The 23224-nt window shown below is 71.5% G+C and carries 17 protein-coding genes; 13 read left to right on the top strand and 4 right to left on the bottom strand.

Features of this window, described 5'->3' with window-relative positions:
- The first annotated feature begins 18 nt into the window (after positions 1-18).
- Together treZ and treY are read left to right on the top strand one after the other, a co-directional pair.
- Positions 19-1971, top strand: coding sequence for a malto-oligosyltrehalose trehalohydrolase (gene treZ, locus EHF44_RS24295; RefSeq protein ID WP_124686762.1), 1953 nt, complete (start codon positions 19-21; stop codon positions 1969-1971).
- Between the two features lie 23 nt (positions 1972-1994).
- Positions 1995-4592, top strand: coding sequence for a malto-oligosyltrehalose synthase (gene treY / locus EHF44_RS24290; protein ID WP_124686230.1), 2598 nt, complete (start codon positions 1995-1997; stop codon positions 4590-4592).
- A 43-nt stretch (positions 4593-4635) separates the two neighbouring features.
- Here treY and EHF44_RS24285 read toward each other — a convergent pair whose 3' ends face one another.
- Positions 4636-5082, bottom strand: a complete 447-nt coding sequence (locus EHF44_RS24285) for a hypothetical protein (protein ID WP_253700203.1) — start codon at positions 5080-5082, stop codon at positions 4636-4638.
- A 315-nt stretch (positions 5083-5397) separates the two neighbouring features.
- Positions 5398-6264, bottom strand: a complete 867-nt coding sequence (locus tag EHF44_RS24280; RefSeq protein ID WP_124686229.1) for a LysR substrate-binding domain-containing protein — start codon at positions 6262-6264, stop codon at positions 5398-5400.
- A 125-nt stretch (positions 6265-6389) separates the two neighbouring features.
- Here EHF44_RS24280 and EHF44_RS24275 point away from each other — a divergent pair, with 125 nt between their 5' ends.
- The 7 genes from EHF44_RS24275 to EHF44_RS24240 all read left to right on the top strand — a co-directional run bounded on the left by EHF44_RS24275 (position 6390) and on the right by EHF44_RS24240 (position 15542).
- Positions 6390-6977, top strand: coding sequence for a cysteine dioxygenase family protein (locus EHF44_RS24275; RefSeq protein ID WP_124686228.1), 588 nt, complete (start codon positions 6390-6392; stop codon positions 6975-6977).
- A gap of 96 nt (positions 6978-7073) precedes the next feature.
- Positions 7074-8687 carry a rhodanese-like domain-containing protein gene (locus tag EHF44_RS24270; RefSeq protein ID WP_172966172.1) on the top strand — a complete coding sequence of 538 codons (1614 nt, stop codon included), beginning with the start codon at positions 7074-7076 and terminating at the stop codon, positions 8685-8687.
- 54 nt (positions 8688-8741) lie between these two features.
- A complete protein-coding gene (locus EHF44_RS24265; protein WP_124686227.1) occupies positions 8742-9746 on the top strand; it encodes a Bug family tripartite tricarboxylate transporter substrate binding protein in 1005 nt (334 codons plus the stop codon).
- Positions 9747-9797: 51 nt separating this feature from the next.
- Positions 9798-11012 carry a cystathionine beta-lyase gene (metC, locus tag EHF44_RS24260; RefSeq protein WP_124686226.1) on the top strand — a complete coding sequence of 405 codons (1215 nt, stop codon included), beginning with the start codon at positions 9798-9800 and terminating at the stop codon, positions 11010-11012.
- Positions 10996-12027: a M14 family metallopeptidase gene (locus tag EHF44_RS24255; protein ID WP_124686225.1), complete on the top strand. Its 1032-nt coding sequence runs from the start codon at positions 10996-10998 to the stop codon at positions 12025-12027. The genes metC and EHF44_RS24255 overlap by 17 nt, the downstream gene beginning before the upstream one ends.
- Before the next feature lie 304 nt (positions 12028-12331).
- Positions 12332-13291, top strand: coding sequence for a Bug family tripartite tricarboxylate transporter substrate binding protein (locus EHF44_RS24245; RefSeq protein WP_124686224.1), 960 nt, complete (start codon positions 12332-12334; stop codon positions 13289-13291).
- A gap of 4 nt (positions 13292-13295) precedes the next feature.
- Positions 13296-15542 (top strand): molybdopterin-dependent oxidoreductase, encoded by a 2247-nt coding sequence (locus EHF44_RS24240; protein WP_124686223.1) that lies wholly within the window; start codon positions 13296-13298, stop codon positions 15540-15542.
- A gap of 269 nt (positions 15543-15811) precedes the next feature.
- Here EHF44_RS24240 and EHF44_RS24235 read toward each other — a convergent pair whose 3' ends face one another.
- Positions 15812-17077 carry an NAD(P)/FAD-dependent oxidoreductase gene (locus EHF44_RS24235; protein ID WP_124686222.1) on the bottom strand — a complete coding sequence of 422 codons (1266 nt, stop codon included), beginning with the start codon at positions 17075-17077 and terminating at the stop codon, positions 15812-15814.
- Positions 17078-17086: 9 nt separating this feature from the next.
- On the bottom strand, positions 17087-18076 hold the full coding sequence (locus EHF44_RS24230) for a LysR substrate-binding domain-containing protein (protein ID WP_124686221.1): 990 nt from the start codon (positions 18074-18076) through the stop codon (positions 17087-17089).
- Between the two features lie 145 nt (positions 18077-18221).
- On the opposite strand from EHF44_RS24230, the gene EHF44_RS24225 reads away from it, so the two are divergent.
- From EHF44_RS24225 to hpaI, 4 genes are read left to right on the top strand one after another with little or no spacing between them, the layout of a single operon-like run.
- Positions 18222-19247 (top strand): tripartite tricarboxylate transporter substrate binding protein, encoded by a 1026-nt coding sequence (locus EHF44_RS24225; protein WP_124686220.1) that lies wholly within the window; start codon positions 18222-18224, stop codon positions 19245-19247.
- A gap of 21 nt (positions 19248-19268) precedes the next feature.
- Positions 19269-20792, top strand: a complete 1524-nt coding sequence (locus EHF44_RS24220) for a UxaA family hydrolase (RefSeq protein WP_124686219.1) — start codon at positions 19269-19271, stop codon at positions 20790-20792.
- 52 nt (positions 20793-20844) lie between these two features.
- Positions 20845-22314 carry an NAD-dependent succinate-semialdehyde dehydrogenase gene (locus tag EHF44_RS24215; protein WP_124686218.1) on the top strand — a complete coding sequence of 490 codons (1470 nt, stop codon included), beginning with the start codon at positions 20845-20847 and terminating at the stop codon, positions 22312-22314.
- 44 nt (positions 22315-22358) lie between these two features.
- Complete coding sequence (gene hpaI, locus EHF44_RS24210; protein ID WP_124686217.1) at positions 22359-23162, top strand: 4-hydroxy-2-oxoheptanedioate aldolase; 804 nt, start codon at positions 22359-22361, stop codon at positions 23160-23162.
- Positions 23163-23224: the final 62 nt, after the last annotated feature.

The raw sequence follows: 23224 nt of genomic DNA, 5'->3' as shown, positions 1-23224 counted from the left end.
TGAAGGTGGCCCACCATGATGACTGCATCACCCGCTCTGCCGCCGCGCCACGGCGTGCCCCCGGCGGTACCGAACTGGCAGACGCTGGGCGCCGACACGCGCCTGCTGCCGTGCGGCGACGATAGCGACGAAGCGTACTGGTTCGGCCCGGTCCGCCTGGCCGACGGGCGCGTGCGCTTTCGCCTGTGGGCGCCAGACGCCGCCGCGCAGGGCCAGACGGTACGGCTGGAAGTGGCCGGCATGGCACCGGTGCTGATGGTGGAAGGCCGCAAGGGCTGGTTCGAGGCCGTGGCGCCGTGCTGCCATGGCGCGCGCTACTGGTTCCGGCTTGACGACGGCACCATCGTGCCGGACCCCGCATCGCGGCTGCAGGCCGACGACGTGCACGGCGCCAGCGTGCTGTGCCTGCCCGAGCCCGGCGCCGCGTACCGCTGGCAGCATGCCGAATGGCGCGGCCGCCCGTGGCACGAGGCCGTGATCTACGAAATCCACGTCGGCCTGTACGGCGGCTACGCGGGCGTCACCGCCGAACTGCACCGGCTGGCCGCGCTGGGCTTCACCGCCATCGAGCTGATGCCGCTGGCCGAGTTTCCGGGCGCGCGCAACTGGGGCTACGACGGCGTGCTGCCGTTCGCGCCCGAGCGCAGCTACGGCACGCCCGACGAACTGCGCGCGCTGGTCGATACCGCGCACGGCCTGGGCATGATGGTGTTCCTGGACGTGGTCTACAACCACTTCGGGCCCGAGGGCAACTACCTGCCCACCTACGCCAGCGCCTTCTTCCGCAACGACCGGCAGACGCCGTGGGGCCCGGCCATCGACTTCCGCCGCGCCGAGGTGCGCCGCTTCTTTGGCGAGAACGCACGCTACTGGCTTGAATCGTTCCGCTTCGACGGCCTGCGGCTGGACGCCGTGCACGCCATCGACGACGAAGGCTGGCTGCCCCGGCTGGCCACCGACCTGCGCGACTGCGTGCAGGGCCGGCATATCCATCTGGTGCTGGAGAACGACCACAACGACGCGGCGCTGATCGAGGGCGGCTACGACGCGCAGTGGAACGACGACGCCCACCATGCGCTGCACGTGCTGCTGACCGGCGAGGACGACGGCTACTACCGCGAATACCAGGCCGACCTGCCCGGCAGCCAACGCACGGACACCGCCGGCTCGCCGGCGCTGCACCACCTGGCGCGCGTGCTGCGCGAGGGCTTTGCGTGGCAGGGCGAGGTGTCGCCGCACCGCAGCGGCGACGAGAACGGCCCGCTGCAGGGCCGCGAGGTGCGGCGTGGGCAGCCCAGCGCGGCGCTGGCGCCCACCGCGTTCGTGATGTTCGTGCAGAACCACGACCAGACCGGCAACCGCGCGTTCGGCGACCGCCTGACCACGCTGGCCGACCCCGACGCGCTGCGCGCCGCCGTGGCGCTGCAACTGCTCTGCCCGCAGATCCCGCTCGTGTTCATGGGCGAGGAACTGGGCGCGCGCGAGCCGTTCCTGTATTTCACCGATCATCCGCCCGAACTGGCGCAGGCCGTGCGCGATGGCCGGCGCCGCGAGTTCGCGGCGTCCGCCGCGTTCCGCGACGAGACCCACGCCGCGCGCATCCCGGACCCGAATGCCGTGGAGACGTTCGACGCCTCGAAGCCGGTCTGCGACAACAGCGACGGCAACTGCCGCGCGTGGAACCACTACTACGGCGAGCTGCTATCGATCCGGCGCAACGAGATCATGCCCCGGCTGCCGCACAGCCAGTCCGCCGGCGTCACCATCCTGGGCGAGCGCGCGCTGCTGGCGCGCTGGCGCATGGGCGACGGCAGCCTGCTGTCGATCTGGCTCAACCTCGGCACGGAGCCCGTGGAAGTGGACTGCGACGGCGGGCGGATGCTGCATGCCAGCCAGTCCGGCGCCATCGCGTCGCTGATGGCCGGCACGCTGCCGGGCCTGACCAGCGTCGCCTGCCTGCAATCGTCCTGACGGCCCGCCAGGGCCCTGCCTACATGACAGACAACGTCGATCTGGACCACGCCGGCGTGCCGCGCGCCACGGCGCGGCTGCAGTTGCACGCCGGCTTTACGTTTGCCGATGCCGCCGCGCTGGTGCCCTACTACGCCGGGCTGGGCGTCAGCCACCTGTACCTGTCGCCGATCACCGCCGCGCGGCCCGGCTCCACGCACGGCTACGACGTCACCGACTTCACGCGCGTCAACCCCGAACTGGGCGGCGAAGAAGGTTTCCTCGCGCTGGCCGCGCGCGCCCGCGAGGCCGGGCTTGGCCTGGTGGTGGACATCGTGCCGAACCACATGGCGTCCGACGCGCTGCACAACCCGTGGTGGCGCGACGTGCTGGCGCGCGGCGAGCAGAGCGCCTTTGCGCACTATTTCGACATCGACTGGCAGCCGGCCGACCCCGACCTGCGCGGCAAGGTGCTGGTGCCGATCCTGGGCGACCCGTACTGGCAGACGCTGGAATCCGGCGCCATCGCCGTGCGGCATGGCAACGACGGCAGGCTGGCGCTGCACTACGGCGACCACGACCTGCCGCTGGCCGACGGCGAGACCGAGGTGCCGGCCGATGCCAGCGCGCTGCACGCGCTGCTGGAGCGCCAGCACTACCGGCTGGCGTGGTGGCGCACCGGCGCGGCGCAACTGAACCGGCGCCGCTTCTTCGAGATCACCGATCTCGTGGGCGTGCGCGAGGAATGCGAGGACGTGTTCGAGGCCGTGCACGCGCTGCCGTTCCGGCTCTACCGCGAAGGCTGGATCGACGGGCTGCGCATCGACCACGTCGATGGCCTGGCCGACCCGGCCGGCTACTGCCGCCGCGTGCGCGAGCGGCTGGACGCGCTGCGCCCCGGCCGGCCCGGCGAGCTGGCGCGCATGCACCCGTGGCTGGTCATCGAGAAGATCCTGGGCGAAACGGAGCCGCTGCCGCACGACTGGAACGTCGACGGCACCACCGGCTACGACTTCATGGACGAGGTGGGGGCCGTGCTGCACGACCTGCACGGCGAGGCGCCGCTTTGCATGCTCTGGATGCAGATCAGCGGCGACGCGCGGCCGTTCTCTGACTACGTGCGCGCCGGCCGGCACCGCGTGCTGGCCCGCCACCTGATTGCCGAAGCCGATGGCGTCTGCGCCCGGCTGCACGTGCGGGCGCGCCAGGACCCCGCCACGCGCGACCTGACGCCGCACGCGCTGCGCCACGCGCTGACCGCGTTCATGACCGCGATTCCGGTCTATCGCAGCTACTACACGGCGGCCGGCGCCGCGCCGCGCGACACCGCGTTCGACGACGCGATGGTCACGGCCGCCGCCGCCGACGCGCGCCGCCTTCTGGCGCCCGACGAGGCGGCCGCGCTCGATTTCATCGTCGCCTGCCTGCGCGTGGACGACCCCATCGACAGCGATCCGGGCCGGCTGCGCACAAAGCTCCAGCAACTGATGCCGGCGCTGGCCGCCAAGTCGACCGAGGACACGGCGTTCTACCGCTACGGCCGCCTGCTGTCGCGCAACGAGGTGGGCAGCGACCCCGGCACGCTTGCGATGGCGCCCGAGCGCTTTCATGAACGGATGCAGGCGCGCGCCGCCGACTGGCCGCACGCGATGCTGGCCGTGGCCACGCACGACCACAAGCGCGGCGAGGACGCCCGCATGCGGCTGGCCGTGCTCAGCGAGCGGGCCGACGAATGGGCCGAGGCCGTGGCAGGCTGGGAAGCGCGGCTGGCGCCGCTGCTGAGCGCCTCGCCCACCGGCCCGGACGGCGTGGACCGCATGATGCTGTACCAGACGCTGGTTGGCGCGTGGCCGGCAGATCCGCGTGAACTCGCCGCCGATGACGCCCAGCGCGCGTTCATCGACCGCGTCCTGGCGTGGCAGCAGAAGGCCATCCGCGAAGCCAAGCGCCATGGCAGCTGGACCCATCCCGATACGGCCTACGAGGACGCCTGCGAGGCGTTTCTGCCGGCCATTGCCAGCGGCGGGCCCGACAGCGTGCTGGAAAGCATCGGCGCCTTTGCGGGCCGCATCGGCACCGCCGCCGCGCTGAACAGCCTGGCGCAGACGCTGCTGCAACTGACCGCGCCCGGCGTGCCGGACCGCTACCAGGGCAACGAGACCTGGGACTTCAGCCTGGTCGACCCGGACAACCGCCGCGCGCCCGACTATGCGCGGCTGCAATCGCAGCTCGAATGCCGGGGCGGCTGGCCGCACTGGCTGGCGCACTGGCGCGATGGCCGCATCAAGCAGCAGTTGATCCGCAGCGTGCTGGCGTTCCGGCGCGACCACGCGGCGGTGTTCGCGCAGGGCAGCTATCGCCCGGTGCCGGCCAGTGGCGAGCGGGCGGGCAACGTGCTGGCGTTCACGCGCCAGTTCGGCAATACCGAGGTGATGGTGGCCGTGACGCGGCTGGCGGCGCGGCTTGTCGATCCGGCGCAGCCGCACGTGCCGCCGCACTGCTGGCAGGACACGGGCCTGCGCGCGGCCGATGCCAACTGGACCGACGCGCTGACCGGCCACGCCGTGGCCAACCACGCCGGCTGGCTGCGCGCCAAGGACGTGTTCGCGACGCTGCCGGTAGCACTGCTGGTTCGCGGCTGACCGGCTACGCCGCGCGGTCCGGGCGACACCTGGCCTGGCGCGTTCAGTGCAGCCGGTGCGCGTCGAGGTCCAGCGCCTTCTCGGCCGCGTCGCCGGTCAGGCCGCGATAGTAGAGGTGCACGCCGATGGCCAGCGAGTCGTGGCGGATCTCGTGCAGCGCGCGCCATGCCTGCACGGCATCGGTGAAGACCAGGTAATGGGCCTCGCGCGCGACCAGCGTCGCCACGTCATGCAGCCCGTGGTTGTGCAGCGCGCCGACCAGATGGTCCAGGCTGCGGTGCGTGCGGGCGTCGGTGCGCGGGTAGAGCATGTGCAGCACCGCCACGGGCGCCGCCGCTGCGACGGCCGTCGCTGACGGAGCCGCCGTGAAGGCCGCCACGATGTCCTGGTGGTGGATCGCCGTGACCGTGGGGCCGGCCGGGGTGCGGGCGGACGTGAGTCCGGTTTGTGCCTGGGCGGCCTGGGCCGCTGCGCGGGTCGTGTTGTTCATGTCAGCACCTCCTGGTCAAATCTGAACGACTGTGGTGCAAAGATAGGGCATGGATGACGCGGCGCAATATGCATTTGGCGCAACAGTGAATTCCACCGTCTTCCGCAGAACGGAACGGCTGGCAGCCTGTCCATGCAACCCGAATCTTTCCGGACACTTTCAACCGGCTTTCGGCTGGCTTTCAGCGCCGGCGTGGCAAGGGATCCGCCGGGCCGCCGCACATATCGTTACGCGATCTTCTTCGTTGGCGGCGCAGGGCCGGCCGCCTACGATCCTGCTTTTCCGCCGCCGCGCAGACGCCGGCCGGGCCGCGCCTCAGGCGCTGGCCAGGCCGCGCTGCAAGGCCGTTTTGAGCATCGAGAAGACATGTCGCGCCACAGGATTGACCGCGTTGGGACGCGCCCAGAGGTAGTAGGTGACATCGGGCAGGCGCGGCAGGCCGTCGGCCTCGCCCAGGATGCGCATGTCCGCCTGGAGCAGGTCGATGCTGCGCGCCGTGATGCCCAGCCCGCCGCGCAGCGCCGCCTTGATGCCGATCAGGCTCGGCGCCAGGTAGGCGATGCGCCACGGCACGCCGGCCTGCGTCAGCGCCTCCAGCGACAGCTTGCGGAACAGGCTCGGCTCGTCAGCCAGGATCAGCGGCACGGGCGTGCCTCGCTCGTAGACGAAGTCCGCCGCGCAGACCCAGATCGTCGGCGTGGTGCGCAGCGCGATGCCATCGAGCGTCGCGTCCTCGCGCGTGGACACGGTCAGGTCGATCTCGCCGCGCCGGAGCTGCTCCATCAGGAACGGGCTGCGCCCCACGTGGATCTCCAGCCGCAGCGCCGGCGACGACCGCGCGATATGCGACAGCAGCACCGGCAGCATGGTGTCGGCCACGTCGTGCGGCGCGCCGATGCGCAGCGAACCGGTCAGGTCCCCTTCGCGCAGCACGCGCAGCGCCTCGTCGTTGGTCGTCAGCAACTGCCGCGCGTATTCCAGCAGCTTCTTGCCGTGGCGCGTGAACTGCTTGCCGCGCCCCTGCCGCTCGAACAACGCCAGCCCGAGTTGCTCTTCCAGCCGCTGCATCTGCTGGGTGACGGCCGACTGGGTGCGCTGGACGGCCGCCGCCGCCGCGCCAAAGGTCTCATGGTCCGCAATGGCCACCAGCGTGCGGAGCAGGTCGAGGTCGAGGTTACGCATTCATTAGCCGTGCTAATGGGTTTTCGTCGCGCATTAAGTGGTTTTCAGGACAGGTGTTCATTACAGTGAAACACGAAGCACCGTTCTACCCCCGAAAAACAGAGATTGCAAGGATAGACCGCACCATGTCCATCGCAGAACAGCGTCAGTCGGCCGTCGGCGAAACGATCGAATCCATTAGAAACATCGTAGACAACGGCGGCGTGACCCGCGCCAGCCTGGCCCAGGTGCTGACCCTGGTGGAAGACCTGGCCGCCCGCACCGATTTCTGGAGCGAGGCCGACTACCCGCCGCCCGAGGCCACCGAGCGCCAGGCGCGCTACCTGATCGCCGAGGATCCGGACCAGACCTACGCGCTCTACCTGAACGTGATGCGGCCGGGCAAGCGCATCCCGCCGCACAACCACACCACCTGGGCCTGCGTGGCGGGCGTGAGCGGCGTGGAGTTCAACGACGTCTACACCCGCACCGACGATGGCAGCCAGCCCGGCGTGGGCACGCTCGCGCACGAGCGGACCGTGGAAGTGGGGCCGCGCCACGGCATCGCGCTGCTGCCCGACGACATCCATTCGGTCGAGATCCGGGGCGACGACGTCATCCGTCACTTGCACATGTACGGCCGCTCGCTCGAAACGCTGACCGAACGGCTGTCGTTCGACCTTGAGACCGGCCGCTGCCAGGTCATGAACGTGGGCGTGCAGACCCGCCGCTAGACATAGCCTGACGGGGCCGCCGCGCCCCGACTCCCGAGAATCCCGCCGCCACTTCGCGCCCCGCGCGCGAGGACGGCCCCCTTTTGCCCAAAATTCATGACCCAGGCCATCTATCGACCCGTCGACGCCCCCACGCTCAAGGGCTGGCTGCACGACCCCGACGAAATCGCGCTGTTCGACGTCCGCGAGCACGGCCAGTATGGCGAGGGCCATCCGTTCTACGCCGTGCCGCTGCCGTACAGCCGGCTGGAGCTGGACGTGGGCCGCCTGGCGCCCCGCACCGACGCCCGCATCGTGCTGGCCGACGACGGCGACGGCGTGGCCGCGCGTGCCGCCGCCGCGCTGGCCCGGCTGGGCTACCGCAACCTGCACGTGCTCGACGGCGGCATGCCGGCCTGGCAGGCGGCCGGCTACACGCTGTTCGCGGGCGTGAACGTGCCGTCAAAGACGTTCGGCGAACTGGCCGAGCACCACTACCACACGCCGCGCGTGTCGGCGCAGGAGCTGGCGGCCATGCGTACCGGCGCGCAGCCGCCCGTGGTGCTGGACGGCCGCCCCGCCAGCGAATTCCGCAAGATGAACATCCCCGGCGCCATCTGCTGCCCGAACGGCGAGCTGGCCTACCGGCTGCGCGATCTGGTGCCGGACACCACCACGCCGGTCGTCATCAACTGCGCCGGCCGCACGCGCAGCATCATCGGCGCCCAGTCGCTGATCAACTTCGGCGTGCCCAACCCGGTCTACGCGCTGGAAAACGGCACCCAGGGCTGGTACCTGAACGATTTCGTGCTCGAACACGGCGGCACGGCGCGCTACCCGGACACCGGCACGCCCGCTGGTGCCGATGCGGCCCGCACGGCCGCCCGGGCCCTGGCCGAACGCTTCGGCGTGCCGATGATCGCGCCCGAACAGGCTATCGGCTGGCTGGCCGACGCCACACGCACGACGTTCCTGTGCGACGTCCGCACGGCCGAGGAATACGCCGCGCGCACGCTGCCCGGCGCCCAGCACACGCCGGGGGGCCAGTTGATGCAGGCCACCGACCAGTACGTCGGCGTGCGCCGCGCCCGGCTGGTGCTGTTCGATGCCGACGCCGTGCGCGCGCCGGTCGTCGCCAGCTGGCTGCGCCAGATGGGCCATGACGCCGTGGTGCTGGACGGCGGGCTCGACGCCGGCCTGGCCGCGGGCGTGCGCGGGCCGCACGGCCCGGCGCCCGAAGTCACCGCGCTGCCGACCGTGACCAGTGCGCAACTGTCGGCCGGCATGGCGGCGCAAGCGATGCTGGCGCTTGATCTGCGCGGCAGCATGGCCTATCGCGCCGGCCACGTCGACGGCGCGCGCTGGTCCACGCGGGCGCGGCTTGCGCAGGACCTGCACGGCGTGCCGCACGACACCACGCTCGTGCTGGTGGGCGACGCCGATGCCGACGATCCGGCCGACCTCGCCGCCGCCGACCTGCTGGCGCTGGGCTACCGCGACGTGCGCCGGCTGCAGGGCGGACTGGGCGCGTGGCGCGCCGCCGGCCTGCCCGTGCGGCACGGCGCCGACACGCTGCCCGACGCGCGCTGCATCGACTACCTGTTCTTCGTCCACGACCGGCACGACGGCAACAAGGCCGCCGCGCGCCAGTACCTAGCGTGGGAAACGGGCCTGATCGCCCAGCTCGACGCTCAGGAGCTGGCGACGTTCCGCTTCCCGCCCGCTGCCTGACCGCCATCCGAACCTGACCCCCACCACCTGCCCAACGCATAACGAGGTCGCCCCATGTCCCGTCCGATCACCCGCCGTCTGTCGCAGTACCTGGTTGCCGCCTGCACCGTCACGCTCTGCGCCGCCGCGCTGGCGCAGCAGCCGCTGGCGCCCGTCAACGGATTTCCGGCGCAGCCGCTGCGCATCGTGTCGCCGTTCCCGGCAGGCGGCGGCAACGACGCCGTGACGCGCGTGGTGGCCACGCGGCTGTCGCAGGTGCTGGGCCAGAGCGCGGTGACCGACAACCGCGGCGGCGCCGGCGGCAACATCGGCACGCGCTACGTGGCCGAGGCCAAGCCCGACGGCTACACCGTGCTGACCTCGCAGGTGTCGATCATGGCCGTCAACCCGACGCTCTACCGCGCGCCGGGCTTCGACCCGGTCAAGCAGTTCATCCCGGTCACGCAGATCAACGCCGCGCCGCTGGCCATCGTGGTGTCGGCCAACGCGCCGTGGAAGACGTTCGAGGAACTGGCCACGCAGGCCAGGGCGCAGCCGAACAAGATCACGTTCGCCACGCCGGGCAACGGCACGCTGTCGCACCTGGTGGGCGTGGTGCTGGACAAGGACAGCAGCGTGTCGCTGCAGCACGTGCCGTACAAGGGCGCGGGCCCGGCCATCAACGACCTGCTCGGCGGACAGGTGGATGTGCTGATCACGTCGACGTCGTCGGTGGCCAGCTTCATCCAGGCCGGCCGCATGCGTGCGCTGGCCGTCACCAGCCCGCGCCGGCTAGGGGTATTCGCCAAGGTGCCCACGCTTGAGGAAATGGGCTACCGCAATGCACGCTTCGAGGACTGGTACGGCTTCTTCGTGCCGGCCGGCACGTCGCCCGAACGCGTGGCGCTGCTGAACCGCGCCATCGTGCAGGTGCTGCAGATGCCCGACGTGGTCAAGACCATCAACGACGGCGGCAGCGACGTGGTGGCCAACACGCCCGAGGCATTCGCCGCGCAGCTCAGGCAGGACATCGCGCGGTGGTCGCAGATCGTGCGGCTGTCCGGCGCGCATGTCGACTAGGCACGCGCCTTGCAAAACCCCACACACCTTCCGCCAACCCACAGGCAAGCCATGACCAAAGCGCTCTCCACCCGCCTGGCCCACGCCGGACGCACCGCCAGCGTGCCCGGCGGCCAGCCGGTGAACCCGCCCGTGGTGCGGGCCAGCACCGTCCTGTTCGAATCGGTCGCCCAGCAGCGCGAGATGCGCGCGCGGCGCGACACCGAGCGCCTGTTCACCTACGGCGCGCGCGGCAATCCCACCAACTTCGCGCTCGAAGACATGGTGACGATGCTGGAAGGCGGCCACCGCACGCGGCTGTTCCCGTCCGGGCTGGCCGCGGCGGCGATGACGATCCTGGCCTACGTGCGCCCCGGCCAGCACGTGCTGCTGCCCGACTGCGTCTACGAGCCCGTGCGCAACCTGGCCAACGGCTTCCTGCGCCAGCACGGCATCGGCGCCGACTTCTACGCCGCCGACGGCACGGACCTGGACGCGAAGCTGCGGCCCGAGACGCGGCTGGTCTACGTGGAGGCGCCGGGATCGCTCGTCTACGAGATGTGCGACCTGCCCGCGCTGGCCGCCCGCGCCCATGCGCACGGCGCACTGGTGGCGGCGGACAACACGTGGGGCTCCGGCCTGCTGTACCGGCCGCTGGCGCTGGGCGCCGATATCTCGCTGATGGCCGCCACCAAGTACCTGGGCGGCCATTCGGACGTGATGATGGGCACGGTCTGCACCACCGAGGCCGCGTGGCAGCCGCTGGCGGCCATGGCCGACGCCTTCGGCATGACCGTGAGCCCCGACGACGCCTACCTGGTGCAGCGCGGCATCCGCTCGCTGGGCGCGCGGCTGGCGCAGCATCAGGCCGGCGCGCTCGACGTGGCACGCTGGCTGCTGGACCGCCCCGAGGTGGCGCAGGTCTTCTGCCCCGCGCTGCCGCACGACCCGGGCCACGCGCTGTGGCGGCGCGACTGCCACGGCACCAACGGCCTGCTTTCGTTCACGCTGCGCTCGCCGGCCCCGGTGGCGCCCGAGCGTTTCGTCGACAGCCTGCGGCTCTTCGGCATCGGCGCGTCATGGGGCGGCTTTGAAAGTCTGGCCGTGCTGGCCGACATGCGCCGCGCGCGCAGCGTCACGGACTGGGCCGCCCACGGCACCGTGATCCGGCTCCACATCGGGCTCGAAGCGGTGCCCGACCTGCTGGCCGACCTGGACCAGGCGTTCGCCGCCATCGCCACGCTCGAACCCTCCAACAAGGACACTTCCCATGCCTATCATCGGTGACTGGCTGCGCCAGCAATCGGGCCCGGCCCGCACCAACGGCCAACTACCGGTCGGCTCCATGGCCTCGGGCATGGCCGTCACGCTGCCGTACGTGGCGGTGCGCGGCGCCCATCCCGGCCGCACGCTCTGGCTGCACGGCCAGGTGCACGGCGACGAGATCAACGGCATGGTGGCGGCGCTGCGCTTTGCCCGCGGCCTGGACCCGGCCACGATGCACGGCAACGTGGTGGTCACGCCCACCGGCAACCCGCAGGCGCTGGACGCGCGCCGCAAGCGCAATCCGTACGACGAACTCGACCTCGACCAGACCTATCCCGGCAACGCGGGCGGCCTGGTATCGGAACGGCTGGCCCACGCGCTGATCGCCGAAGTGCGCGGCGTGGCCGACGTGCTGATCAACCTGCACACGATGAACCCGCTGTTCGATGCCCGGCCCTACACGGTCTACAAGGTGCATCCGGACAGCCCCGTCACCGAGGCCGACGTGCTGGCGGCCATGGCGCCATTCCATCCGCACGTGGCCTGCCAGCAGGACGTGGGCGGCAAGGGCGAGCTGCCCGGCAACATCGCCGGCGCGCTCGACTACCAGTGCCTGGCCGCCGGCGTCTGCGCGTTCATGCTCGAACTGGGCAGCGGCAGCCGCTTCGAGCCCGACAACATCGCCGTGGCCGAAACCGGCTTCCAGACGCTGGCCGTGCAGATGGGCATCCTGTCCGGCCCGCCGGCGCAGCCAGCCGCCACGTCGCTGCGGCGCGTGAAGCGGCGCGGATGGATCACCGCCGACGAAGGCGGCCTGTTCATCCCCGGCGCCCGCGCCGGCGACCTGCTGCGCGAAGGCCAGTCGATCGGCGACACGCTCAAGCTCGACGCATCGCTCACCCCCGTCAGGCCGTTCCCGCGCGACGGCGTGCTGATCGGCCTGCGCAGCGACCCCGTGGTCCACACCGGCGAACGGCTTGCGTTCGTGGCGTGGGAGTGGGACCAGGTGTCGCTGTCTTCCGGCGCCGTCGCATGACGGACGGCCGGCCCTCTCCCCCAGCCCCTCTCCCGCAAGCGGGAGAGGGGAGCAAACCAAAGGCATCTGGACAGCTGGTGGTGGTCTCCCCTCTCCCGCGCGCGGAAACGCGGAGCAAACCCAAGCCATCTGGACAGCCCGCGGTTGTCTCCCCTCTCCCGCGCGCGGGAGCACGGAGCAAACCCAAGCCATCTGAACAGCTGGTAGTTGTCTCCCCTCTCCCGCGCGCGGGAGAGGGGCCGGGGGAGAGGGCAGGCATCGCAACCTCTTACCCAGTTTCACACAAGATCTTCGGAGCCTCACCATGCTTCCCCGCCACACCCTCCTCCTAGCCCTCGCCCTGCTTTCCCCGCTGGCCCACGCCGCCTGGCCCGACCCGGCCAAGCCGATCCGCGTGGTCGTGGGCTTTCCGCCCGGCGGCGGCGCCGATGCGCTGGCGCGGGCCATCGCCCCGGCGCTGTCGGACCAGCTCAAGGCCAACGTGATCATCGACAACCGGCCCGGCGCCGGCGGGCTGATCGCCACCGAGTTGGTGGCCAAGTCCGCGCCGGACGGCTACACGCTCTACATCGCCACGCCGGGGTCGTTCACGATCTGGCCCAACCTGCGCAAGCTCAACTACGACCCGCAGAAAGACTTCGCGCCAGTGAGCGTGCTGGTGACCATGCCCAACGTGCTGGTCACCGGCGCCGACACGCCGTACAAGGACGTGCAGGGCATGCTGGCCGCCGTGCGCAGCGCCAACGGCCGGTTCTCGTACGCGTCCGGCGGCAACGGCACCATCGGCCAGATCGCCGCCGAGCAGTTCAAGATGCTGGCCCACGTGCAGATGCAGCACGTGCCGTACAAGGGCACCACGCCGGCGCTGACCGACGTGATGGGCGGCGTGGTGCCGATCACGTTCTCCGACCCATCGGCCAAGCCGCTGATTGCTTCCGGCAAGCTGCGCGCGCTGGCCGTGACCACGGCCACGCGGTCGGCCCAGTTCCCGGGCGTGCCGACCGTGGCGGAAGCCGGCGTGCCCGGCTACGAGGTCACCAACTGGTACGGGCTGGTGGCGCCGGCCGGCACGCCCGCCGACGTGGTTGCCACGCTGAACAAGGCGCTGGTCAAGGTCATGGCCGATCCGGACATCCGCCAGCGGCTGGCGGTATCGGGCATGGATGCCACGTCGGACACGCCGCAGCAGTTCGCGCGGCTGCTGGCCACCGAGCGCACCAAGTGGGGCGACCTGATCCGCAAGGCCGGCATCCAGGGCGACTGATACCGTGATCGTCCGCCGCTATCCGCAACTGGCCCACTGGGGCGCCTTCACCGCCGTGGTCGAGGACGGCCGGCTGATCGCTTGCGAGCCGTTTGCCGCCGACCCCGATCCGTCGCCGCTGCTCGACGCCATCGTACCGATGGTCTACTCGCCCACGCGCATCCGCGCGCCGATGGTGCGGCGCGGCTGGCTGGCGCGGCGCGAGTCCAGCGACGGCCACGCGCGCGGCCGCGACGATTTCGTGGAAGTGTCCTGGGACGACGCGCTCGACCTCGTCGCCGGCGAGATCGCCCGCGTGCGCGGCACGTACGGGCCGTCGGGCGTGTTCGGCGGATCGTACGGCTGGTCGTCGGCGGGACGGCTGCACCACGCGCGCTCCTTGATCCGCCGCTTCCACTTCACCGGCGGCGGCTGCGTCGACCAGGTCGGCAACTACAGCTGGGGCACGGCGCAGTTCCTGCTGCCGCACGTGATTGGCACCTACCAGCCGCTGACCGGCCGTGTGACCGCATGGCCGAGCCTGATCGCCCATACCGAGGTGTTCCTGGCCTTTGGCGGGCTGGCGCTCAAGAACGGGCAGGTATCGTCCGGCGGCGCGGCCGAGCATACGCAGGCGCAATGGCTGCGCAAGCTGGCCGCCAGCGGCGCCACGGTCATCAACGTCAGCCCCACGCGCGACGACTGCCCGGACTTCCTGGGCGCCGAATGGGTCCCGATCCGCCCGAACACCGACGTGGCGCTGATGCTGGCGCTGGCCTACGCGCTGCGCCGCGCCGACGCGCACGACGCGGCGTTCCTGCAGTCGCATTGCAGCGGCTGGGCCGAGCTGGAAGCCTACCTGCTGGGCGATAGCGACGGCACGCCCAAGACGCCGGCGTGGGCGGCCGCCATCACCGGCATCCCGGCCGCGCGCATCGAACGGCTGGCCGCGCAACTGGCCGGCCGGCGCAGCTACATCACGTGCAGCTTCGCCGTGCAGCGCCAGCATCGCGGCGAGCAGCCCTACTGGATGGCGATTGCGCTGGCGGCCATGCTCGGGCAGATCGGGCTGCCGGGCGGCGGGTTCGGCTTCGGCCATGGGTCGATGAATGGCGTGGGCAATCCGCGCGTGGCCACGCCAGGGCCCGAGATGCCGGTGGGCCGCAATCCGGCGGACCTGGACATCCCGTGCGCGCGGCTTGCCGACATGCTGCTGCATCCTGGCACCCCGTACCGCTTCCAGGGCGAGACGCGCCACTATCCCGACGTGAAGCTCGTGCACTGGGCCGGCGGCAACCCGTTCCATCACCACCAGCAGCTCGCGCGGCTGCGTCAGGCGTGGGCGCGGCCGCAGACGGTGATCGTGCAGGACATCGTCTGGACGGCCACCGCGCGCCACGCCGACATCGTGCTGCCCGTGACCACGGCGCTGGAACGCAACGATATCGGCGGCTCGTCGCGCGACCGCTACGTGCTGGCGATGCACCGCGCCATCGCGCCGCTGCACCAGGCGCGCAGCGATCTCGACATCTTCACGGGACTGGCCGAACGGCTGGGCTACCGCGACGCATTCACCGAGCGCCGCGACGAGCCCGGCTGGATCGAGGCCATCTACGCCCGCTGCCGCGAAGCACAGGCGCGCGCCGGCATCGACCTGCCCGACTTCGACACGTTCTGGCGCGCGGGCCATGTCGCCCTGCCGCCGCCGGCCGAGGACTTCGTGCTGTTCGACGATTTCCGCCGCGACCCGCTGGCCCACCCGCTGCGCACGCGGAGCGGCCGCATCGAGCTGTCCAGCGCCACGCTGGGGCGGCTGTCCGACGACTGCGGCACCCATCCGAACTGGCAGCCGCCAGCCGAATGGCTGGGCGCACCCGAGGCGCAGCGCCATCCGCTGCATCTGGTCTCGGTGCAACCGGCCGACCGCCTGCACAGCCAGCTCGACGCGGCACCGCTGGCCCAGTCGGGCAAGGTAGCCGGCGCGGAACGCATCACGCTGCACCCCGCCGACGCCGCCGCGCGCGGCCTGACGCCCGGCATGCGCGTACGCGTCCACAACACCCGCGGCGCCATCGCCGCCGGGCTGGCCGTCAGCGACGGCATCACGCGCGGCGTGGCCATGATCGCCACCGGGGCGTGGTACAACCCGGACGCCGACGGCCTGGACCGCGCCGGCGCCGCCAACACGCTGACGCTCGACATCGGCACGTCGGACCTGACGCAAGGACCGAACGCGATGAGCTGCCTGGTGGAGGTATCGGGGGAGGGATAAGGTGGGGCTGATCGCCGGCCATCGCATCTTGAACCGCTGGCCCTCACCCCTAACCCCTCACCCAGAGGGAGAGGGGAAAAACAAGCGCCAGGGCCAGCCACCGCCCGCGTGTTTGCTCCCCTCTCCCGCATCGCGGGAGAGGGGCCGGGGGAGAGGGCGTGGCGGTGCTGCTTGCCGACCATGGCATGTTGAACCGCTGGCCCTCACCCCTCTCCCAGAGGGAGAGGGGAAAAACAAGCGCCAGGGCCAGCCACGCGCCGCGCCAGGCGCTAGCCGCCGAAGCGGCGCGGATCGTACGGCGCGGGGTCGACGTACGGTGTGTCGCGGTCGAACAGCTCGGCCAGCAGGCGCGCCGTGGCCGGGCCCAGCGTCAGGCCCTGGTGCCCGTGGCCGAAGTGGAACCACAGGTTGGCGTGGCGCGGCGCGCGGCCCACCACGGGCCGCATGTCGGCGATGCACGGCCGCGCGCCCATCCACGGCGTGGCTTCCACGGGCGGGCCCAGCCGCACCAGATCGGCCGCCAGCAGTTCGGCGCGCGCGGACTGCACCGGCGTCGGCGGTGCGTCGTGGTGGGCGAACTCGGCGCCCGTGGTCAGCCGCAGCCCCTGCCGCATCGGCGCCAGCAGCATGCCGTTCTCGGCGTCGAGCAGCGGGCGGGCCGGCATGGACGCCACGCGATAGTGGCGGTGATAGCCGCGCTTGACGAACAGCGGCAGGCGGTAGCCAAGCCGCTGCGTCAGCCCGGCCGCCCACGGGCCCAGCGCAATCACGGCGTGTTCGGCGTCGATGGTGCCGTCGGCGGTCTGCACGGTCCAGCCGCTGCCCGACGCGCGCAGCGTGTCGGCATCGGCGCGCAGCAGCACGCCGCCCTTGCGCTCGAACAGCGCCGCGTAGCGCGCCACCAGTTCGCCCGGATCGCTGACGGTCCATGGGTCCTGCCAGTGCACGGCGCCGGCCAGCGTGCGTTGCAGCGCCGGTTCCTCGCGCGCCAGCGCGGCGCCGTCCAGGATGGCATGGCGAAGATCGTGCGCGGCGGCCACCGTGCCAGCCTCGCGCGCGGCGGCGTCGAACGCGGCCGGGGTCCGGTACGCCTCGAACCAGCCGGTCTTGCGGATCAGGTCCTGCGCGCCGGCGCGCTCGACCAGCGGCGCGTGTTCGTCGATGCAATGGCGGATCAGCGCGGCATAGGCGCTGACCGTGGCGGCGTAGCGCTGCGGCGCCGACGCGTGCCAGTAGCGCGCCAGCGCAGGCACCAGCGACGGCAGCGCCCGCAGGTGGTAGTGCACGTCGTTGCCGCGCCGCGCGGCCACGCGCAGGATGGCCTGCCAGGCGCGCGGAAACGCGTAGGGCTGCACCGCCTCGCGCTGGATGATGCCGGCATTGCCGTACGAGGTCTCGCGCCCCGGCGCGTTGCGATCCACCAGGCAGACCGCGTGGCCGCGCTGCTGCAGCGCCAGCGCCGTGGCGACGCCGACGATGCCGGCGCCCAGCACGATCACATCGGTCCGGCGGGAGGGTCTCGGGTGTTCTGTCATGACGTCCTGTCAGGTCTCGCGGGTGGTCTTTCGGGTTCGGGGCCGGGGCGCGGCGGCGCCGGCGCGTTCGATGTCGCGCGCCGCTTCGCGCAGGCAGGCGGCCAGATCGGATACGGCCGGCGGCAGCCGGCGGTCGCGCAGCGTGATCAGCCCCACGGGCGGCAGGTCTACCTCCACCGGCATCGCCAGCACGTGAAAACGGCCCTCGGCCTGCAACTGGCGGCCCACGGCGCGGGCGACGAATCCTACCGCCTGGCGCTGCGCGACGAACGTGGTCACGGCCAGGTACGACGACGATTCCATGATGTCGGCCGGCAGCGTCTGGCCGTGCCGATGCAGTGCCTGCTCGATCTTCACGCGCAGTGACGCCCACGGCGGCGGCAGCACCAGCGGCTGGCACGCCACATCGGCCCAGCCCGGGCGCGCCTTGCCGGCCAGCGCGTGGCCGGCCGCGACGATGGCGACCATCGGCTCCTCGTACAGCGCCTCGGTGACGAGGTCCGGCGCCGCGTAGGCCGGTTCCAGCCGGCCGACGATCACGTCCAGCTCCGACAGCCGCAGCCGGGGCAGCAGGTGCGTCAGGTCGCCCTCTTCCACCAGCACCGTGGCGCGCGGCGACTGCGCCTTCAGGCGTGCCACGGCCTGGGCCAGCAGCACGGGCAGCGTGGCGCCCATCGACCCCACGCGCACGCGGCCGGCCGCGCCGCTGGCCACGGCCTCGATCTCGTCGCGCGTCACGTCGTACTGGGCCAGCACCGCGCGCGCAAAGCGCACCAGCGATTCGCCGGCCGGCGTGGGCTCGGTGCCGCGCGTGGAGCGCGTGAACAGCGTCAGCCCCAGCATCTTCTCCACCTCGGCCAGCACCTTCGACACCGCCGGCTGGCTGACCGACAGGAACTCGGCGGTCCGGCCCAGGTGACGGAACTCGTCCAGCGCCACCAGCAGTTGCAGGTGCCTGAGCTTGATGTTGGAACGGAAGGCGCGGTCGATATGGGCCATGGCGGCGAGTCTACCTAACCGGCAGGTTATGAAGCAATGCCAATTTTCTATTGGATGGTTATGTTGCCCGCGCCCACAATCGCTGGCAGAGCGGATGGGCGTCACAGCCCGCCCGCGACCTAGAACAGCGTTGGAGACAATCCCCATGACACACGGCCTTCCCGCCAGCCTTTCGCGCCGCCGCCTGCTGCTGGGCAGCGCCGCCGCCACCGCCGTTGCCGCCACCGGCACGGCCGCCCTGCTGGGCCCGCGCATCGCGCGCGCCGCCAGCGAGTATCCGGACCGCCCCATCAAGTTCATCTGCCCGTGGCCCGTGGGCGGCACGGCGGACCAGTCGATGCGCACGCTGTGCCAGGTGGCGTCGGGGTTGCTCAAGCAGTCCATCGTGGTGGAAAACCGCGCCGGCGCGTCCGGCATGATCGGCACCAAGGCGCTGGCCAGCGCCGCGCCGGACGGCTACACGATCGGCCAGATCCCGATCTCGGTCACGCGCTTCTCGCAGCTCGGCATGCTCCAGCTTGACCCGCGCACCGACCTGACCTACCTGGCGCGCACGTCGGGCCAGACCTTTGGCATCGCCGTGCCGGCCAACTCGCGCTACAGGACGCTGGCCGACGTGATTGCCGAGGCCAAGGCCAACCCGGGCCGCGTGACGTACGCGCACGCCGGCATCGGCGGCGCCACGCACGTCGGCATGGAACAGTTTGCGCTGGCCGTCGGCGTCAGGTTCAACGCGGTGGCCTACAAGGGCGGCTCGCAGGCGCTGCAGGACGTGCTGGCGAACCAGGTGGAGCTGCTGGCCGATTCCAGCTCGTGGGCGCCGCACGTGGAAGCGGGCAAGCTGCGCCTGCTGGCCACCTGGGGCGAGCAGCGCACGCCGCGCTTCAAGGACACGCCCACGCTCAAGGAACTGGGCTTCAACGTGGTGGTGGAGGCGCCCAACGGCATCGGCGCGCCCAAGGGCCTGCCGCCCGACGTCGAGAAGAAGCTGCGCGACGCATTCCGCGCGGCGGTGGCCAGCGCCGAGTTCAAGGCCGTGGCGTCGCGCATCGACGCGCCGGTCATGTACCTGGACGGTCCCGAATACAAGAAGTACGTCGCCGCGGTCTACGACCAGGAGACCCAGCTCATCCAGCGCCTGAAACTCAAGGACATGCTCGCGCAGAGCTGATCCGCACCGCCCCCGACCACCGTGACCCTGAACCCCGTCATCCGCCTGCATGCCAACGACAACGTCCTGATCGCCCGGGGCGACCTGACGCTGGGCCAGCACCTGCCCGACCTGGACGTGCGCGTGCGCGCCCAGGTGCCGGCCGGGCACAAGATTGCCGCGCGCGCGATTGCCCGCGGCGAGCCGGTCAGGAAGTACGACACCGTGATCGGCGTGGCCGACCGCGACATCGTGCCCGGCGAGCACGTGCACAGCCACAACCTCCGGCTCGTCGACTTCTACCGCGACCCGGCCTTCTGCGCCGACGTGCGCCCGGTGGCCTACGTGCCCGAGGCCGAGCGCGCCACGTTCATGGGTTACGTGCGGCCCGACGGCCGCGTGGGGACGCGCAACTTCATCGGCATCCTGTCGTCGGTGAATTGCTCGGCCACGGTCATCAAGCACATCGCCGCGCATTTCACGCCGGAACGGCTGGCGGCCTATCCGAATGTCGACGGCGTGGCCGCCTTCGCGCAGAGCAGCGGCTGTGGCATGTCGTCGCCGAGCGAGCATTTCGACCTGCTGCGCCGCACGATTGCCGGCTATGCCCGGCACCCGAACCTGGCCGGCGTGCTGATCGTCGGGCTGGGCTGCGAGCGCAACCAGGTGGCGTCGCTGGTGGATTCGCAGGGACTGGTGCCCGGCGAGAACCTGCACACGCTGGTCATGCAGGACACCGGCGGCACCCGCGCCACCATCGCGGCCGGCATCCGCGCCATCGAGTCCATGCTGCCGGCGGCCAATGCGTACCGCCGCCAGCCGGTCAGCGCGAGCCACATCAAGATCGGGCTCGAATGCGGCGGGTCGGACGGCTTCTCGGGCATCACGGCCAACCCGGCGCTGGGCGCGGCCATGGACATCCTGGTGCGCCACGGCGGCACGGCCATCCTGTCCGAGACGCCCGAGATCCACGGCGTGGAATACATGCTCACGCGCCGCGCGGTCACGCCCGAGGTCGGCCAGAAACTGCTGGACCGCCTGGCGTGGTGGGAGCGCTACACCGCCGGCCACAACGCGCAGTTCAACGGCGTGGTGGGCCACGGCAACCAGCAGGGCGGGCTGGCCAACATCTTCGAGAAATCGCTGGGCTCGGCCATGAAGGGCGGCACCACGCCGCTGCAGGCCGTGTACGAGTACGCCGAGCCGATCGACCAGGCCGGCTTCGTGTTCATGGATTCCCCCGGTTACGACCCCGTGGCCGCCACGGGCCAGATCGCCAGCGGCGCCAACCTGATCTGCTTCACCACCGGGCGCGGCTCGATGTTCGGCTCCAAGCCCGCCCCGACGATCAAGCTCGCGTCCAACTCGCCGATGTACCGCCGGCTGGAGGAAGACATGGACATCAACTGCGGGCTGGTGCTGGACGGCGAACTGAGCGTGGCCCAGATGGGCGAACGGATCTTCGCGCACATCCTGCGCGCCGCCTCCGGCGAGCGCACCAAGAGCGAACTGCTGGGCCTGGGCGACCACGAATTCGTGCCGTGGCACGTGGGGATCGTGAGCTAGCCGTCTCCCCCACGGCGCTTGCCGGCCTTCCAACGTCTGACCACCCCACCCGATGCTGACCACCCTCACCCACCCCGCCCTGCTGCGCACGCAGAACTTCATCGACCAGCAATGGTGCGACAGCGGCGCCCGCTTCGACGTGACCGATCCGGCCACGGGCGCGGTCATCGCCAGCGTGCCGGACAGCGACGCCGGTGACGCCCGCCGCGCCGCCGACGCCGCCGCGGCCGCCTTTCCCGCCTGGAGCCGCCGCCCGGCCCGCGAGCGCGCGCAGCTGATCAAGCGCTGGCACGCGCTGATCCTGGCCCACGAGCCGGACCTGGCGCGCATCATCTCCGCCGAACAGGGCAAGCCGATGCACGAGAGCGTGGGCGAGGTGCGCTACGGCGCGTCGTACGTCGAATGGTTTGCCGAGGAAGCCACGCGCATCTGCGGCGACGTGGTGGCCGAGGCCGTGCCGGGCCGCAAGATGCTCGTGCTCAAGGAGCCGGTGGGCGTGGTGGCGGCCATCACGCCGTGGAACTTCCCGCTGGCGATGATCGCGCGCAAGATCGCCCCGGCGCTGGCGGCCGGCTGCACCGTTGTGGCCAAGCCGGCCGAGGACACGCCGCTGACCGCGCTGGCGCTGGTGGCGCTGGCCGAGCAGGCCGGACTGCCGCCGGGCGTGCTGAACATCGTCACCGCGTCGCGCGCCCATACGCCGGCCGTGGTCGATGCCTGGCTGGCCGACCCGCGCGTGCGCAAGATCACGTTCACGGGCTCCACGCCCGTGGGCAAGCACCTGGCGCGGGAATCGGCCGGCACGCTCAAGAAGCTGTCGCTGGAACTGGGCGGCAATGCGCCGTTCATCGTGTTCGACGATGCCGACCTCGATGCCGCCGTCGACGGCCTGATGGCCGCCAAGTTCCGCAACGGCGGCCAGACCTGCGTCTGCCCGAACCGGGTCTACGTGCAGGCTGGCGTGCACGACGCGTTCGTGGCCAGGCTGGCCGCCTGCGTGGGCGCGCTGCACGTGGGGCCGGCCACCGAGCCCGCCGCGCAGATCGGGCCGATGATCAACGCGCGGGCCGTCGACAAGATCGAGCGCCACGTGCGCGACGCCGTGGCCAGGGGTGCCCGCGTGGTGGTGGGCGGCGAGCGCCTGCGCACCGCCGACGGCCCGCACTACTACGCCCCGACCGTGCTCGTCGATGCCACGCCGGCCATGGAACTGGCCCACGAGGAAACCTTCGGCCCGGTGGCGCCCGTGTTCCGCTTCACGCACGAGGACGAGGTGGTCCGCGACGCCAACGACACCCCGTTCGGACTGGCCGCCTATTTTTATTCCAGCGACGTGCGCCGCGTCTGGCGCGTGGCACAGGCGCTGGAAACCGGCATCGTCGGCATCAACGAGGGCGCGCTGGCGTCGGAGGCGGCGCCGTTCGGCGGCGTCAAGGAATCGGGCTACGGCCGCGAGGGGTCGCGCCACGGACTTGACGACTACATGCATACCAAGTATCTGTGCCAGGGCCAGCTAGGCTGAGCCACCCGGCATCCGGCCGCCTGGCCCTTCGAGGAGACAACCCCATGCCTGCCCATAACCCGTTCAAGGCCGCCCTGGCCGCCCGCCAGGCCCAGATCGGCCTGTGGATGTCCGCCGCGTCGCCGTACCTGGCCGAGATCACCGCCACGGCCGGCTTCGACTGGCTGCTCGTCGATGGCGAGCACGCGCCCAATGACGTGCGCTCGATCCTGCAGACGCTGCAGGCGCTGGGCCCGTACCGCTCGCAGGCCGTGGTGCGCGCCGTGTCCGGCGAGACCGCGCTGATCAAGCAGCTGCTGGACGTCGGCGCCCGCACGCTGCTGATTCCGATGGTCGACACCGCCGAGCAGGCCGCCGCGCTGGTGCGCGCCACGCGCTATCCGCCGTTCGGCGTGCGCGGCGTGGGCAGCGCCGTGGCGCGGGTGTCGCAATGGAGCGCCCGCAAGGACTACCTGGACGTGGCCGACGACGAGGTCTGCCTGCTGGTGCAGGCCGAGACCGTGACCGCCATGCAGAACCTGGACGCGCTGTGCGCCGTCGACGGCGTGGACGGCGTGTTCATCGGCCCGGCCGACCTGGCGGCGTCGATGGGCCACCGCGGCAACCCGGGCCATCCCGAGGTGCAGGCGCAGATCGAATCGGCCATGCGCACGATCGTCGCCAGCGGCAAGGCGGCCGGCACGCTGACATCGGACAACGCGCTGGCGCGCCGCTACCTGGAGCTGGGCTGCACGTTCGTGGCTACCGGCGTCGACGTGCTGGTCTACGCCAACGCGGCGCGCAAGCTGGCCGCCGAATTCCTGCCCGAGCGCGCCCAGCAGGTGTCCGCGCCCGGCGCTGCATACTGATCCCTCCCCGACGTTCCGAGCCCCGAAACATGCCGTCCCCGACTTCCGAAGCCCTGTCCCAC

It is taken from the genome of Cupriavidus pauculus (assembly GCF_003854935.1).
GTDB classification, from domain to species: Bacteria; Pseudomonadota; Gammaproteobacteria; order Burkholderiales; family Burkholderiaceae; genus Cupriavidus; species Cupriavidus pauculus_C.
This window is presented reverse-complemented; position numbering and strand designations above follow the sequence as displayed.